The organism is Pantoea sp. LMR881, from assembly GCF_027157825.1.
GTDB classification, from domain to species: domain Bacteria; phylum Pseudomonadota; class Gammaproteobacteria; order Enterobacterales; family Enterobacteriaceae; genus Pantoea; species Pantoea haifensis.
In genome coordinates this window covers 126,618-142,427 of sequence record NZ_JAPVOK010000006.1, presented here as the reverse complement: position 1 = coordinate 142,427, position 15,810 = coordinate 126,618, and the positions used below count along the sequence as shown (strand labels likewise).

Genomic DNA, 15,810 nt, shown 5'->3' with positions numbered 1-15,810 from the left:
GCCTGACCGCATTGTTCAACGGCTTGCGCTTTTATCAGCAGCGTTTCAGCGCAAGAGAAATGTTTACCACTTCACGTCATAACGTGCGGAACGATGCCGCTAAGGCAAAGAATCGAAGTGATCCTTTCAGAGAAGAAACAAGGACAAATTAAAATTGAGCCAGTGAAAATCTTTATCAGTGTGGCAAAGAATTTTCCGGCTGCGCGGGAAATCAGCGTTAAATCTGTTTTGTATCGATAAGCGCGTGGTTCATCTCAATTTATTCAGCGTGGCTTCGCTGGCGCGACAGCAGGCTATAGTGTCTGTTTACCCTGCCGTTCGAAAAATGCCCTGTTGTACGTTAATCAAAGCGGTGGTATCCGGTGCAAGCGGCAGGGACCTAAACAAACCCGTGCAGATGTTTATATTCACTGGCAATAAGGAAAAGAGATGAACGATACTTCCCACTTCGGCGATCTTACTCGCTCCGATATGTTGCAGCGTCCCCCGCAGGTGAAACCAAAGAAGCATCAAACCAGCCCCTTGTTGTTACGCCGACATTTGTATTACGTAGCGATAATACGCAGTGGACTGAACGCCCGCACGATAAAGGGTCTTCTGTTGATTGCACAGGAAAAGAAGTGACTGAGCCAGATCGCCATGCTGCAAAACTGGCACTGGAGGCTGAACCAAATCTTGCCTTTGAACACTGGGATGAATACTGGCGTAAGGTACATGGGCCGAAATTTGCCTATGCGGGGCCCGGTACACAAAATGACAGCGTTTTGCGCTACGATCAGGTTCACCGGCTGGCATCTGGCCCCTCCTCCTGGTTTAGACCCCCTATCGTGCCATGATCGACGATCACAACCGCCTCGTCGCTGACCCCGCAGCACGAGTGCCGGTCTATCATCGTCTCTCATGGGATGGGTTTGCCTACATCGCTTACAACTCAGTAGACGACACAGAACAAACCCTTACACAAGAGCAGTATGCCAAACGCATTATTGCCGATGAGCAAACGGTGTTTCGTAAAGTTACGCGGCAGCTGGCGCGTGAATTCATTATTATTCCTCTGCCCGTCACCGCGATCCTTTCAGCCTGGTGAAAATTCATTACCGGCAGCCCGCTTTGAGCCGGGAAGCATTTCAACACCAGTGGTTGCACGATCATGCCGATCTCGTCGCCTCCATGGACGCAACAAAAAAATATGTCAGCCGCTATGCTCAGCTTCACCCCTTTGACCTGACGCAGGAAGATCCTGAAGGCGAGAAAATAGATGGCATAACCGTCCTGTCTTTCGCGTCCTTAAATGATGTAGAAGACTATATCTGCACACGTGACTGGGCACATATTGAAGCCGCTGAGCACACCATTATTGATTCTGAGCGATCTGAATTTTGGACAGCAGTAAATTATAATGTAATTAACCGGTTGTCATCAGAAAAAGTCACCAAAAAAACATGATGTTAATGCAGCCAGACAAAAATATTATATCGGCATGATGTGGGTTTTAATAAACGGCTGGCTTCAAAGCCGTTTATTGAACGATGCACAACCATTTTTATCTTCATAATTTTTTAATATATATGGATTATTTCACCTGGTGTTAATGGCAACTACTTTTCACACGCAATAATTATTCAGAAACAACCTTATGCCACACGAATTAACTGTTAACAGCAATGCTGCTATTGCAATAGAGATAACCGGCGTATGACAGACTCGTCCATATTAAAATGGCTGAATCGCCGTTTAAAAGTTTGCATGTTAACCCGCAGTTGATAAAAGCACGCATTTTGCGCTATGAATATAAGCAGATTATCTCTGTTAACGATATTTCGATGATGCGTTTATTTCGTTGAATCACGCCAGCACGGTGACAGGTCGCGAGCCGACGTCACTTTGCCGCCAAACCTGAAAATTACACTTTTGCTGTTAACCTGGCTCAAAACCTGCTCATGATTTGACCTTTTGGGTCAGTGGGTTACCTTACCTGCGCGCAGTGCTGACTTTAAAGGTGATAATGAGAATTATTATGGTATTATCGCGGTGACCCTTTAGCTTGCTTTATCTTGTCGTCTTTATCGCTTTTCATTCCTTGTTGTGCACAGGTGATCCTTTGAATCAGGTAGCCGCTAATCCGTTTCCAGTTGGGGGAAATATGAATCAAATGGTTTACGTAGTAGATGATGATGATTCAGTAAGAAATTCTCTGATACAACTACTTCGCTCAGAAGATTATGATGTTGCGGATTTCTCTTCACCTCAGGATTTTTTATCACATCCCATCTACCCTGCGCCCTGTTGTCTTATTCTGGATATTAACATGCCCAATTTAGACGGATTAAACGTTAACCGCACATTACATCAACGGGGCTATTCAATACCCACTATTTTTCTTACCGGATTTGGCACTATTCCTGTCACGGTAAAAGCAATGAAAGAGGGCGCTTACGAATTTCTGACTAAGCCTGCCGATCCTGAGGAAATTCTCAATAGCGTTTCTAAAGCATTGCACATTTCCCAGGAAAATATGGTCTCTTCAATTGAAAAGCTCGACCTGACAGTTCGCCATCAATCACTCACTCCCCGCGAGTCTGAAGTCATGTTACTGGCTATTGGCGGCCTGCTGAACAAACAAATTGCGCACGAGATGGGGGTAAGTGAAATTACCGCTAAAGTACACAAGCGACGCGTAATGGAAAAAATGCAGGCACGTTCACTTTCTGATTTAGTCAGAGCAGCCGAAAGGCTCAATCTGGGTAAGTCTCGCAGCCGGTAACGCCTTTATCCTTATCGGTGCAGGAAAATTGCGCCGGTAAGAAGGCCAGCCTGTTACGTGTTCTGTTCTGGCTTTACCTCCAGAGTAAACCAGAACACGCTTCCATGTGGCAGCCGGTTGTCAGCCATTAATTCCCCACCATGTTTTTTGATAATGCTTTGACTGATGGTAAGCCCCATGCCCATCCCCTCTTTCTTTGTCGTGAAGAATGAGTCGAAAAGATGACCGATAACGTCGGGTGACAAGCCGCTGCCTGTATCAGCCACTTCGAAGCGTAGCGTATCTGCGCTGGGGTTGGTTGAGGTCAGTGTCAGTATTCGGGGACGATGCTCAACACCGCTCATCGCTTCGATCGCATTAACGATAAGATTGAGCAAAACCTGCTGTATCTGAATATTGTCACAGTAGATTTCGGCGCTGTTTGCCTGCAGTTTTAACTCCAGCGCGATCCATTTTTGTTCAATTTCGTTGCGCGAAATAGACAGAATATGGCGGGCAATGGTGTGCAGATTCGCCTGTGTGAATAAAGTTTCTTGTTTTCGGGTTAAGGCATGAAGGCCGCGAATGATGTCGCCCGCACGTTTCCCCTCAGTAATGATCTCCTGCAAACTTTCCCGCGCGTTTGCCAGATAACGCGGATCCCGATTCAGCCAGCGCATGCTCGCCCCCGCATTGGCAACAATCGACATTAATGGCTGGTTTATTTCATGCGCGATTGAGGCAGTAAGCTGACCAATCGTGGTGGCACGTGAAACGCGCGCCAGATCCGCCTGGGCAATGCGAACGGCATCTTCCGCCTGACGCTGCGCCGTAATATCCCGAATAATGCCAAAATATTCTTTAACATCAGGCCAGTTTTCAACGGGATCGCCAATTCCCAGGATATAGCGACAGTCGCCATCGGGTCGCAGAATACGGAACTCCGCCCGCATATTCATGCCATTACGCACGCTCTCCGAGACCCGCTCACTGATACTGGGTTGATCGTCTGGATGAACGCGGGTTAAAAAATCAGCCATTGAAAGGGATTTTTGCGCGGCAGGTAACCCGAGAATGCGGCCATATTCATCCGATATCATCATCAGATCCTGTTTCAGTTCCCAGCGCCAGCTTCCGGTATTGCTAATCTGTTCGCCTTGCATCAGAGAGGTCTGGCTGGCACGCAGTTCTTTCTCAACCCGTCGGCGCTGTACGTTCTCTTCAAGCAATTCACTATACAAACGTGCCGTTTCAAGTGAAACGGCTGCCTGAGCACCTAACGTGCTAATGATTTTTGAATGTTCGGCGGTAAATACATCAGGCATGAGCCGGTTTTCAAAATAGAGCACGCCAACCAGTTTGGCCTGTTTGAATACAGGAACACATTACCGCCGCGCCGGAAGCGACAAGATAGGGATCCTGACTGAACGGGCTAAATATCTCTGGCTTTCCGGTACGGATTTCCTGTCCGGTACGAATTACCGCAGACAGAACGGAAAGCGGCAAATCAGTTGCTGTCGGCGCTTCATTCACAATGTCAACGCGGATCCCGTCAGGGGTCATTACCGCTTTTGCTTCTGTTTCAGGCAGGTTATTGTCCAGGATGCGGATCAGTAAACAACGTTGTGCGCCCGCTCGCTCCAGCAGCATCATCATCAGCGTATTGATCAGGCGGTCAAGATTGATCTCTTCTGTCAACGCTCTGATGGCCGTCACCACACTCTCTAAATCACGCACCGTTTCATTCTGTGCGAAAGAGATGGTGTTGAAAGGCGTTACTGGCGCAGCAGTGACCAGATAGGGGTGTTTTCTTTCAAGCTGCCTCACCTTAGCCGCTGCCCCCCACTCTCTCCAGGCGTTGATCGCTTTTTTAAAGTAGGCATCAGCCGCAACATTCAGGCCTGCATAATGGGCAAAGTTCCCTGCCAGTTCATGACACAGTGCATTGATGTGTATAAAGCCGCCTTCCTGTGAAAGACGTATTGCTGTCTCATATTTTTCCATGGCGGGCAGGCTTTTTCCCTCCAGGCGGCATATTTCTGCCGACAAGAGCGCCTCTTTGTCAGAAAAAGTACCAGGATTCTCGTTTGCCCAGCCGGCAATTTGCTGGTAGTGATGCACGACTTTGTTCTGAACATCCGGCGTGTATTGTTCAGCAATCAGTGGCACCGTCAGCGAAAGTGCACTGTAAAAATGAAAATCAAAAATATGAATATGTCCGGCAATGGACTCTCTCAACCGTGCGGCCTGATCAAAACAGTGGCTGGCGCTGATAAATTCTTCACTTAAAAATGCGCTTTGCCACGGTATATCCACGACCAGAATTTGACCAGCGCGATGGCCCCTGACGGCGTCGCGGTGGGCGCCGTATCCGGTGAGAAGGCGGAAAAAGATGATGGCCTGTCAGGGGTCGCCCGTTGGATTGCGCAGCGTGTTAACATAGCAACGCTGCATAATCAGAACGTTTTCCACATCTTTAAATCGTGCTTTGCGAACGAAAGCCAGCGCACGCTCAATGGAGGTCAGAATCGCATCAAGATGATCGCCCCGCGCCAGGCAGTTCATGATCTGATGGCGCAGCGCGAAACAGGCCGTGGTGCGATCGCCGATAGCCACAGCAGCAGCAAACGTCGCTTTTGCGCAATCTATCGCAAATGAAATGGGTTGCGTCCAGATGCTTAATCTGTCGAGTGAGATTAATGTTCTGGCGCGATACTGCGTGAAATCATGTTGATTAACCAATTCGCGGGCGAGAATGCCGCACCGGAAACCCAGCTTATATTCACCATAGCGATCTCCGATGAGTACGCCATACCATGAGATGGCAAAGGCAGATGCTCCCGTTACGCCATGATCAAGCGTGAGATGCAGCATTTTGCATAGCAGCAGAAAATGCAATCGCGGGCAGACAAAATGGCGAACACAGTCGAGCTGGCTAACAGATTCATCACCGATTCGATTTCATGATCCTGCATTAACGCTAAGGGCATAAAGGCACTATGCGGATCGCGACCTACCCGCTGCTGAAGTGATGTACGTGCCGCATCACATTCATCATTATCAGGATGGCGAATGAAATGAATGCCGAAAACGGCCAGCCAGGCGATGGTGGTTTCCAGAGCCAGCGGAATATCTGACTGACGCATATGAATTTCAGCCATCAGACAGGCCGCCCTGGCTTTTTCGGTCAGATCGCCAGGGGCGCTCAACATTTTTCCGCAGATATTAAGCGCAGACGCGAGATTACCATGCAGAAATTCACACTCCGCTTCTTCAAGCATGAGGATAAAAGGCCGCTGCGGTTTAAGCGTTCTGGCGGTTTGCAGAAAGCGCAGCGCAGACGCGTAATCGCCTGTGTTTTTGGCCCGTTTGGCGGCTAAAAACACCAGCGAATAGAACTCTTCAGCCCGAGCGGAGGCAGGCGGCGTCCCGGTGATCAAAGCGATATGGTAAACGGCACGGAACAGAGCATCGTTTCCCTCCGAATGAGAAATCTGCTCAGCTAACTGGCTGGCTGCCCGGTAATGCAAATGGTTTTGCGCCTCTGCCGCAATCAGGGCAAAAGCGGTTTCATGAACCCGATCATGGGTGAACGCATAGTTATCACCCGTGAGACTGATCAGCTGAGCCTGCACTGCCGGGGCTAACCTGTCGTTAATTTCTTCCCGCGTCAGGTATTTTACCTGGCTTAACAGCGTCAAGTTACCCGAGCCGCCAAGGCATGCGAGGCTGCCCAGTAAATCCTTGGTTTGCTCCGGCATAACGCTAAGCTGTTGCATTACCCTGCTGGCCACGTTCTCGGTATAACGGCGCGCCATTATTGCCTTGCGATCATAGCTCCATTTACCCGTATGCTTTGCCGACGTGATCAACCCATCCAGCGCAGCCTGTTGATAAAACTCCTGCACAAACAGAGGATTACCCCCTGTTTTTTCATGAATTAATTGCGCTAAACCGGTGGTCGTTGAGGCGCGTACGTGCAACACACTGGCCAGCCAGCGCGCCACCGCTTTTACCGTAAGCGGCTCAGGCATGATTTCAACCACATTATTCGCAGCATGACGCAACCGGGTCAGATGCGCATGTATCAACGAGCACGGCAGTGACGCTAAGTCACGTTGCGTCACGATCAGCATCAACGGAATAGCTTCATGGTGTTTAAAAAGGTTTTCAAACAGGTGCAGACTGGCCTCATCAGCCCAGTGAATATCATCAATCAATATCACCAGCGGGAGTTCCGCTGTTGCAAATGCCTTGATTAAATTACATGCCGTTAAGGTGAACTGAGCACCTGCATTAACAAAATCTGTTTCAGTGGGCGTTTGCGATTTAAGGTTTAACAGCAAACCTAACTCGGGCACCAAATTCACCGCTAATCCTGCACAATCGCCAACCGCCTGCAAAATGCGCGATTTCCAGCGCGTCAGTTCGGCTGCAGGCATGCCCAGTATATGTAACGTCAACGATCGCAAAGCCGCGGTAACCAGCGCGTAAGGAATGACCGGTGAATACCGATCGGCTTTACTTACCGTCAAAAGCACTTTTTCTGCCTGAATATGTTTCAGGGCCGAGAAGATCAAAGAGGACTTACCCGTACCGGGGGCGCCAGTGATCATCACCAAACAAGATGTTCCGCTTTGACTGACCTTCTCCAGCACAGCCGTTAACCTGGCTGCTTGCGGGTGGGATGCATAAAGCGTGGCCGAGGGATCTGTTGCTGACAGCGTGTCCCGTAGGCCAGTAGTAAACTCTGCGATTTCGCCTCCTTCCGTCAGCGTGCCGTGACAACGTCTGAGATCGGCTAACAGTCCGGCCACGCTCTGATAGCGATTTTCAGGCAGCTTTGCCAGTAAACGCATAATGATTGCAGACAGCACGGAGGGAACATCGGGCCGGATGAAATGTGGAGGGCAAGGATCAGAGGCGATATGAAGATGCACCCATTCTGAATATCCCCTTCGGCTGGCATGAAAGGCAACTTTCCTGTCAGCAACTCGTAAAGCACTATGCCAAGGCTGTAGAGATCGCTCAGGCTGTTAACGCGGTAAGGTGTACGGGTGGTATGTTCCGGCGACATATAAGCCAGCGTGCCGCCGCTAACCGGTAATCGCGAATGCAGCAAAGCCTCTGCAGAGGCAGAAGAAAGCCCAAATCCGCTTAAGCGAAACGCGCCATCATGATCATAAAAGTAGTTTGAGGGTTTAATATTGCCGTGAATGAGTCCCTGAAGATGCATCTCACTAAGCGGAGCGCACAATTTGATGGCATTGCTTAAAAATTCAGTGATCGCAGGTAACGGTGACCGCATCAGGCTGGTCAGCGTCTTAAAAGAAAAAGGCGGATAAATCAGTGCATACCGGCCATGATAAAAGGTATGCCCGGTCGGGATTATTGCCCAACTGTCTGCCAACTGATGTCGCAGCGCAAATTCATTTTTTAGCAGTTGTGTTACCTGAAACGCCGCTTCGTCGCTGGCTGCCCGGGCAATAATGAAAGTCTCGCCTGAAGTTTTAGAATGACACAGTGACCAGGCGATACCGCCTTCCAGGGCAAGTGAGGTTAAAATCACCTCGTCTGAGAGCGAAAGTCCCTCTTCTCCCTGACGCTGTGGAGAGAAAGGTAGTGAACTCATCAGTCCGTCTCCCCGGAAGTTAATTCGCGACGAATGTGGTAAAAAAGCATATCTATTTCAATAGGTTTGGCCAAAAATGCAATCGCACCTGACTCCAGCGCGCGCCAGGACATATCCTCATCGCTGTCTCCCGAGATGAGAATACCCAACGGCTTTCTTAGCCGGTGACACAACTCACGGAACAGCTCCAGTCCGCTTTGTCCTTTCAGTCTGACATCAATAATAAAAAGGCAGCGTCAGCAAGCGCGATATCGTCATTGAGTAACGCCTCCGCCGAGGAAAAAGCCGCAGTAGCATAGCCTTCTGATTCAAGTAGATTGCTCAATCCGTTGCGGACGGAACGTTCGTCATCGACGATGATAATGCGCTGTGACAGCGTCATGCTGTGTTCCTCTGGCAGTATTCACGCAGGTGAGCACGCTTTCCAGGGTGCTTTTCGCTCGCAGGCGGCGTGCCGGTGATTTCAGACACACATTCATAGTGAAACCTGGCGAGAGTAACAGGCTGTCAGATAATCAGGCAGATCAGCTGTTTATTCACCAGCATACCGAAGCGTTCCAGCAAGGCAACCACAGGCAATGCCGGTGAACGGAGACAGAGCACGGTATAAACCGCCCTTTGACTTAACCTGCCCCTGCAAGCGCCGGGGCTCTCCTTTCATACGGCAAGCTAACCGGCGCGATGAGCCCCGGTTAGCTAAGGAGATTAGCGTGCAGGAACCGGAGCCAGCGTGTGATGCTCGCTCTTCTGGCGAGAAGGCGCTTTATGCACCATGGTGTAAGCGTAATCCACACCGATGCCGTAGGCGCCAGAATGCTCTTTTGCAATATTCATTACCGCATCGTAGGTATCCCGGTGTGCCCAGTCACGCTGCCACTCCAGCATAACCTGCTGCCAGGTTACCGGGATCACACCGGCCTGGATCATGCGCTGCATAGCATAGTCATGGGCTTCTTTAGTGGTGCCGCCGGAAGCATCTGCCACCATATAGATCTCATACCCGCCTTCCAGCATGGCACACAGCGCAAAGCTGTTGTTGCAGACTTCAGTCCAGAGACCCGACACAACCACTTTTTTCTTGCCGTTCTTCGCGAGTGCATCGCGCACTTTCTGGTCATCCCACGAATTCATCGAGGTGCGCTCCAGAATATCCTGCCCCGGAAACACGTCCAGCAATTCAGGATAGGTGTGGCCAGAAAAGCTTTCAGTCTCAACCGTGGTGATGATTGTCGGGATATTGAAAACTTTCGCCGCTTTTGCCAGCGCAACGGTATTGTTTTTTAACACCTGACGGTCAATTGACTGCACGCCAAACGCCATCTGAGGCTGCTGGTCGATGAAAATAATCTGGCTGTTATGAGGAGTCAGTACTTCAAGCTTAGAGTCAGACATGCGTTTACCCATTGAGGTTAATGTAGCTGGATTTCCGTGAATATGAATACGGCGCAAAAGAAGGCAGTAACCCGAAGTCCCTTACAGATCGTTGCTCACGTTTTAACGTGATCCTGAATCTGACTGGAAATTACTGTCTGGCAGGAGTGTATGAGACTTTTTTTTTCGGCACTATTATCTCTGTGTATAACTATACGTTCGTATAACTAGACGCTGTGACATCACGCTACCCATAATCCCGCCATATCTGTGCCCTGCATGACTTGCGGCAGCGCAATCCCCGTCCTGCGACAGCAGTCGCTTTAGCGGACATATCGGTTCAGGAGGATTTATGGTTTCGCCTGGTAAAGCAGAGCTGATTTTAACGAATGGCACCTTCCATACTGTTGATCGGGAAAACCCGATCGCCGACGCTGTCGCGATTCGTGAAGGCAAGTTTCTGGCAGTAGGAAGCCTTGCAGAAGTCATGCAACATCACTGCGAAGGCACTAAAATTATTGATTTAAAACGCCACACAGCGGTTCCTGGCCTTAATGATTCACATTTACATCTGATCCGTGGTGGTCTGAATTACAACCTTGAACTGCGTTGGGAAGGCGTTCCGTCACTGTCCGATGCGTTACGTATGCTCAAAGAGCAGGCGCTGCGTACTCCAACACCCCAGTGGGTTCGCGTAGTGGGTGGCTGGACGGAGTTTCAGTTTGCCGAGCGCCGCATGCCAACGCTGGATGAAATCAATGAAGCCGCACCGGACACACCCGTATTTATCCTGCATTTATACGATCGCGCACTGCTCAATCGCGCCGCGCTGAAAGTCGTTGGCTATACCAAAGATACACCGAATCCACCAGGTGGAGAGATCCAGCGTGACAGCCATGGCAACCCAACCGGAATGTTAATTGCCCGACCAAACGCCATGATCCTCTATTCAACGCTGGCAAGGGGCCAAAGCTGCCGCTTGAGCAACAGATAAACTCCACCCGTCAGTTTATGCGCGAACTCAACCGGCTGGGTCTGACCAGTGCCATTGATGCCGGCGGCGGTTTCCAGAACTATCCGGAAGATTACGCAGTCATTGCCGAACTGCATCAGAAAAAGCAGATGACGATCCGCATCGCCTATAACCTGTTTACACAGCGGCCTGGCCATGAACTGGAAGATTTCGAAAAGTGGACAGATATGCTCACGCCAGGCCAGGGCAGTGACTATTTTCGCCATAACGGCGCAGGTGAAATGCTGGTTTTTTCGGCGGCTGATTTTGAAGACTTTCTCGAACCTCGGCCGGATCTGGCGCCCGGCATGGAAGAGGAACTGGAGCGCGTGGTACGCCACCTGGTTGAACATCGTTGGCCATTCCGCCTGCATGCGACTTATAACGAATCCATCAGCCGCATGCTTGATGTCTTTGAGAGAGTCAACCGCGATATTCCGTTTAACGGCCTGCACTGGTTCTTTGATCATGCCGAAACCGTTACTCAGAAGAATATTGATCGCATCAAAGAACTGGGTGGCGGAATTGCTGTACAGCATCGTATGGCGTTTCAGGGTGAATATTTTGCCGAACGATACGGTCTGGAAGCCACACGCCATACGCCACCGGTTGCCCGTATGCTCGAAACGGGTGTGCCTGTTGGACTGGGCACCGATGCAACCCGCGTAGCCAGTTATAACCCCTGGACGGCACTTTACTGGCTGGTTTCCGGTCGCACCGTTGGCGGAATGCAAATGTATGATGTCAACGCTCGCCTCGACAGAGAAACCGCTCTGATGCTCTGGACCCAGGGCAGCGCATGGTTCTCCAGTGAGCAGGGTAAAAAGGTCAGATTAAAGTCGGCCAGCTGGCCGATATGGCGGTATTGAGCAAAGACTATTTCAGGGTGCCGGAAGAGGAAATCAAAGGCATTGAATCTGTTCTTACCGTCGTAAATGGCGAGGTGGTTTACGCAGCCGGGAGCTTTAATGCTGAAGCGCCGCCCTCAATTCCGGTGTTGCCTGAATGGTCGCCTGTCGTGAATGTCCCAGGCCACTACCGCTGCGCGCCTTCCGTTGCACAAACTCGTGTTGGCATGATGCCACAGGCGCACCACTGCAGCGGACCGTGTGGCATTCACACACATAATCACGATGTTGCTCGTGGCTCAGGCGTGCCCGTGGCCGATGATAACGCCTTCTGGGGCGCACTCGGCTGTAGCTGCTTTGCGTTTTAGTCCTGTGAATAGCTCTCTTTGATTGCACCCCGGCATGCTCGGGGGCTGTTCTGCGTGCGCCTGGCGGGTAGCCTGCCGGTGCTGCACGCAGAAATTGTCTGTCCGGTGTTTATCACTGGGGTCGCCTGCTTACCCGCACTGGCATCTTACGGGTTGCGAGGCTGTTGTTCATCCTGACCGGTCTGTAACCGAAGGTCAGTCTGGCTGGTTATTGTTCGCAGGCGATTTACAGGAGGCGCGACATGGCGCAAATTAACGATATTCACAGCGCAACGGCAGAAGCGTTAAAAGAAACGCCGGCAGTAAGTGCTTCTCCCTGGCAACCGTTGCATCAACCTGTGTTTCGCATGTTGTGGCTGGCGACTGTTGTTTCCAATATCGGTTCATGGATGAACGATGTCGGCGTGAACTGGACCATGTTAACGCTCAGTGCCGATCCGCTGTCTGTCGCCATGGTGCAGGCCGCCAGCAGTCTGCCTATGTTTCTTTTTGCCCTGCCCTCTGGGGTGATGGCAGATATTGTTGATCGCCGTAAATATCTGCTTTTTTCTCAGGTCTGGGTCTTCATCACGGCAGCCGGATTGACTGCGCTGTCGTTTACAGGCCACGTGACACCACTGATTCTGTTAATTGCGGCCTTTTTACTGAGTGCCGGTGCGGCAATGAGTTCGCCCCCTTTCAGGCTATTGTGCCGGACCTGGTCAGTAAAAATGCGCTGGGCCCCGCCATTGCGCTTAATTCTTTAGGGATCAATATCAGCCGCGCAATCGGTCCGGCGCTTGGCGGGCTAATTCTTTCATTTGTCGGCCCCTGGATGGTGTTCCTGCTCAACGCAATCTCTGTGCTGGGCGTGGCCTGGGTGCTGTATCGCTGGAAAGCCGAGCCAGGCATTCAGCGCCTGCCACCAGAACATTTCTTTTCTGCTGTGCGCGCCGGGCTTCGCTATGTCCATGCTGCGCCGGTCTTACGTAATGTATTGATACGCACTGTTGCCTTTTTCCTGTTCGGCAGTGCCGGCTGGGCTTTGCTGCCGCTGGTGGCTCGTCGGGAGCTTGGGCTTGGGCCAGGCGGTTATGGGATCATGCTGGCTTTTATAGGCGTCGGTGCCATCTTCGGGGCTGTCCTGCTCCCTCGCCTGCGTAAGCGTTTCAGTTCAGACAGCCTGATGGTACTGGCCAGTCTGCTGTTTGCCCTGACCATGCTGGCCCTGGCTTTTGTCCGTCATTTCTGGCTACTGAATGCATTTATATTCTTTACCGGTTTTTCATGGATTGCCGTGCTATCTACGCTCAATCTCGGTGCACAACGCAGCGCAGCTAAATGGGTAAAAGCCCGTGCGCTGGCGGTCTATCTGACGGTGTTTTTGGCTCAATGACAGTTGGCAGTGCTGTCTGGGGACAGCTGGCATCGCATTTTTCAATTCCAGTATCGCTGTGCATCGCAGCGGCAGGCATGTTTATTGCCAGCACAACGGTTTTTCGCTGGCGCCTGGATAAAGATCCGGATCTGAATCTGGATGCCAGCAGCGGAAGCGAAGCCATTCCGGCAATTGACATTCATCATGACCGGGGCCCGGTGATGGTGAGCTATGAGTACCTTATCCACGCGGATGATGCGCGCCAGTTTATCGTATGTATGCAGGATATGCGTCGCGTGCGACGTCGTGGCGGCGCGATTAACTGGTGTGTTTATGAAGATATTCTTCAACCCGGCATTTTTGTCGAAACCTTTGTCGTGGCTTCATGGATGGAGCATTTGCGACAACAGGATCGCTACACCATGAACGATCAAAAGATACAGCGTCGCGTTTACGCCTTCCACCAGGGCGAGAAACATCCTGAAGTCCGGTATCTGGTGGCACCGATGTAATTAATGTTACCCGGCTTTTATTCTTTAAACCCAACAAAGGTCCTTACTATGAGCACATTTAAAACCCACGACGGTACGCAGATCTATTTCAAAGACTGGGGAACAGGAAAACCGGTTTTATTCAGCCACGGCTGGCCACTGGATGCAGATATGTGGGACAGTCAGATGAACTTTCTGGCGGAGCGTGGTTATCGCGCAATCGCCTTTGACCGACGTGGCTTTGGCCGTTCAGATCAGCCCTGGACAGGTTATGACTATGATACTTTCGCGTCTGACATTAATGAGCTGATTAATCACCTGGATCTGCAGGATGTAACTCTGGTCGGTTTCTCTATGGGTGGCGGTGATGTTGCGCGTTATATTGGCCGTTACGGCAGTGAACGTATTGCGGCACTGGTGCTGTTAGGTGCCGTGACGCCTGTCTTTGGCAAAATCAGTGACTATCCGCAAGGTATCGATTTATCCGTTTTTGCTGGCATCCGCGACGGCTAAGCAAGGATCGTGCGCAATTTATCAGTGATTTTAACGCGACGTTTTATGGCACTAATGCAGGTCAGGTGGTTTCAGAAGGCGTTTTAACCCAGACGCTAAACATCGCCCTGCTGGCTTCGCTAAAGGCACCCTGGACTGTGTCACAGCATTCTCAGAAACAGATTTCCGCGCTGACATGGCGAAGATTGACGTTCCGACGCTGGTTATTCATGGCAGTAACGATCAGGTCGTTCCGTTTGAATCAACCGGTAAAATGGCGGCAGAGATGATCGCGGATGCAGAACTGAAAGTGTATGACAATGCCCCTCATGGCTTTGCCGTAACGCATCAAAATCAGCTGAATGAAGATTTGCTGTCGTTTTTGCAGTCTCGTTAAATTTGTTATCCAGGCAGGCTAATAACCTGCCCTGCACCTCTCAAGAGCCGGCGTCTGCGAACAAGCCGGCTTTTTTATGGCCGCAACGCAGATTCGAAGAAATTTTACGCTGCGCATAAATTCATCGTAATGCAAATTTGTCGTTATATGTTATATCCGACGGTAAGTGTGCAGTCTGGCTGAGTTGTATTACTATTCAGAACTTATCTATACCGTAAGGATTTTAAATGATGAAAGGTTTGTTTACGGCGTTGCTCGCCAGCACTGTTTTATTACTGACCGCCTGCTCGCCAGATAATGATAATAAAGTGAAGGTTGCAATTAATACCGGGCCCGATCAGGAAATTTGGCAGGAAGTGCAAAAAGTCGCTAAGGATAAGTACAAGCTCGACGTTGAGGTCATTTCTTTTAACGACTATGTTTTACCCAATGAAGCCCTGAACAATAAAGATGTTGATGCTAATGCTTTCCAGAGCCTTCCCTATTTAGAAGATCAGTCAAAAGAGCGCGGCTACAAGTTCGCTGTTGTCGGTAAAACCTTTGTTTTTCCAATTGCTGCTTATTCACATAAAATCAAAAATATTAGCGAACTGCAGGATGGCGCAACAATTACCATTTCAAACGAAGCCACCACCCTTGGGCGTAGCCTGCTGCTGTTACAGGCGCAGGGCCTGCTCAGGCTCAAAGAGGGCGTGGGTTATTTACCCACCACGCTGGATATTGTTGAAAACCCTAAGCATCTGAAACTGACGGAAGTAGATACACCACAGTTAACCCGTACACTTGATGATCCAAACGTTACGTTGTCTATCATTAACACCAACTTCTCTGCTCAGGCCGGATTGTCCGCTAACCGTGATGGTTTATTTATGGAAGGTGCCGCTTCACCTTACGTCAATGCGCTGGTTTCTCGTGAAGAAAACAAAGACAGCGATAAGATTCAAAAGCTGAAGGCGGCGGTACAATCGCCTGAAGTCGCGGAAAAAGCCCGCGAAGTGTATAAAGGTGATGCGATAAAGGCTGGTAACAGCCTGCCTGCCGTTTAATTTATTCTTACTTTCAGACAGGCCGTCGTCTTTAACGCTGCGGCCTTTTTGCT

General features: G+C 50.4%; 14 protein-coding genes and 4 pseudogenes. 10 read left to right on the top strand and 8 right to left on the bottom strand.

Annotated elements, in window-relative coordinates:
• Positions 1 to 429 precede the first annotated feature (429 nt).
• The 5 genes from O3W44_RS23490 to O3W44_RS23470 all read left to right on the top strand — a co-directional run bounded on the left by O3W44_RS23490 (position 430) and on the right by O3W44_RS23470 (position 2,764).
• Positions 430 to 624, top strand: coding sequence for a hypothetical protein (locus O3W44_RS23490; RefSeq protein ID WP_269295073.1), 195 nt, complete (start codon positions 430 to 432; stop codon positions 622 to 624).
• Positions 621 to 836: a hypothetical protein gene (locus O3W44_RS23485; protein WP_269295072.1), complete on the top strand. Its 216-nt coding sequence runs from the start codon at positions 621 to 623 to the stop codon at positions 834 to 836. Before O3W44_RS23490 ends, O3W44_RS23485 begins: the two co-directional genes overlap by 4 nt.
• Complete coding sequence (locus O3W44_RS23480; RefSeq protein ID WP_269295071.1) at positions 833 to 1,087, top strand: hypothetical protein; 255 nt, start codon at positions 833 to 835, stop codon at positions 1,085 to 1,087. The genes O3W44_RS23485 and O3W44_RS23480 overlap by 4 nt, the downstream gene beginning before the upstream one ends.
• Positions 1,084 to 1,446, top strand: a complete 363-nt coding sequence (locus tag O3W44_RS23475; RefSeq protein WP_269295070.1) for an EthD domain-containing protein — start codon at positions 1,084 to 1,086, stop codon at positions 1,444 to 1,446. The genes O3W44_RS23480 and O3W44_RS23475 overlap by 4 nt, the downstream gene beginning before the upstream one ends.
• A gap of 697 nt (positions 1,447 to 2,143) precedes the next feature.
• Entirely contained in the window at positions 2,144 to 2,764 is a 621-nt protein-coding gene (locus O3W44_RS23470) for a response regulator transcription factor (protein WP_269295106.1), read from the top strand.
• Positions 2,765 to 2,817: 53 nt separating this feature from the next.
• Here the strand turns inward: O3W44_RS23470 and O3W44_RS23465 are convergent, their stop codons facing one another.
• From O3W44_RS23465 to O3W44_RS23430, 8 genes and pseudogenes are all read right to left on the bottom strand, one after another.
• Positions 2,818 to 4,092, bottom strand: coding sequence for a sensor histidine kinase (locus O3W44_RS23465; RefSeq protein WP_269295069.1), 1,275 nt, complete (start codon positions 4,090 to 4,092; stop codon positions 2,818 to 2,820).
• Positions 4,079 to 5,059, bottom strand: coding sequence for a hypothetical protein (locus tag O3W44_RS23460; protein WP_269295068.1), 981 nt, complete (start codon positions 5,057 to 5,059; stop codon positions 4,079 to 4,081). The genes O3W44_RS23465 and O3W44_RS23460 overlap by 14 nt, the downstream gene beginning before the upstream one ends.
• Before the next feature lie 87 nt (positions 5,060 to 5,146).
• A complete protein-coding gene (locus O3W44_RS23455) occupies positions 5,147 to 5,617 on the bottom strand; it encodes a hypothetical protein (RefSeq protein ID WP_269295067.1) in 471 nt (156 codons plus the stop codon).
• The gene (locus O3W44_RS23450) at positions 5,587 to 7,602 is read right to left on the bottom strand and encodes an ATP-binding protein (protein WP_269295066.1); all 2,016 of its coding nucleotides are present in this window, start codon (positions 7,600 to 7,602) and stop codon (positions 5,587 to 5,589) included. Before O3W44_RS23450 ends, O3W44_RS23455 begins: the two co-directional genes overlap by 31 nt.
• Entirely contained in the window at positions 7,545 to 8,375 is an 831-nt protein-coding gene (locus O3W44_RS23445; protein WP_269295065.1) for a serine/threonine protein kinase, read from the bottom strand. Before O3W44_RS23445 ends, O3W44_RS23450 begins: the two co-directional genes overlap by 58 nt.
• Positions 8,375 to 8,757, bottom strand: a pseudogene (locus tag O3W44_RS23440) (response regulator transcription factor). The gene O3W44_RS23445 and the pseudogene O3W44_RS23440 overlap by 1 nt, the downstream one beginning before the upstream one ends.
• A gap of 125 nt (positions 8,758 to 8,882) precedes the next feature.
• Positions 8,883 to 8,978, bottom strand: a complete 96-nt coding sequence (locus O3W44_RS25235) for a hypothetical protein (protein WP_442954691.1) — start codon at positions 8,976 to 8,978, stop codon at positions 8,883 to 8,885.
• Between the two features lie 102 nt (positions 8,979 to 9,080).
• Entirely contained in the window at positions 9,081 to 9,767 is a 687-nt protein-coding gene (locus O3W44_RS23430; protein ID WP_269295004.1) for a hydrolase, read from the bottom strand.
• Positions 9,768 to 10,098: 331 nt separating this feature from the next.
• Between O3W44_RS23430 and O3W44_RS25230 the strand changes: the two genes are divergently transcribed.
• The 5 genes and pseudogenes from O3W44_RS25230 (at position 10,099) to O3W44_RS23410 (ending at position 15,757) form a co-directional block, all read left to right on the top strand.
• On the top strand, positions 10,099 to 10,740 hold the full coding sequence (locus O3W44_RS25230; RefSeq protein ID WP_442954695.1) for an amidohydrolase family protein: 642 nt from the start codon (positions 10,099 to 10,101) through the stop codon (positions 10,738 to 10,740).
• 17 nt (positions 10,741 to 10,757) lie between these two features.
• Positions 10,758 to 11,974: pseudogene (locus O3W44_RS25225) on the top strand (amidohydrolase family protein).
• A 242-nt stretch (positions 11,975 to 12,216) separates the two neighbouring features.
• Positions 12,217 to 13,843, top strand: a pseudogene (locus tag O3W44_RS23420) (MFS transporter).
• A gap of 48 nt (positions 13,844 to 13,891) precedes the next feature.
• Positions 13,892 to 14,711, top strand: a pseudogene (locus O3W44_RS23415) (alpha/beta fold hydrolase).
• Positions 14,712 to 14,941: 230 nt separating this feature from the next.
• Complete coding sequence (locus O3W44_RS23410) at positions 14,942 to 15,757, top strand: MetQ/NlpA family ABC transporter substrate-binding protein (RefSeq protein ID WP_269295108.1); 816 nt, start codon at positions 14,942 to 14,944, stop codon at positions 15,755 to 15,757.
• Positions 15,758 to 15,810 lie beyond the last annotated feature (53 nt).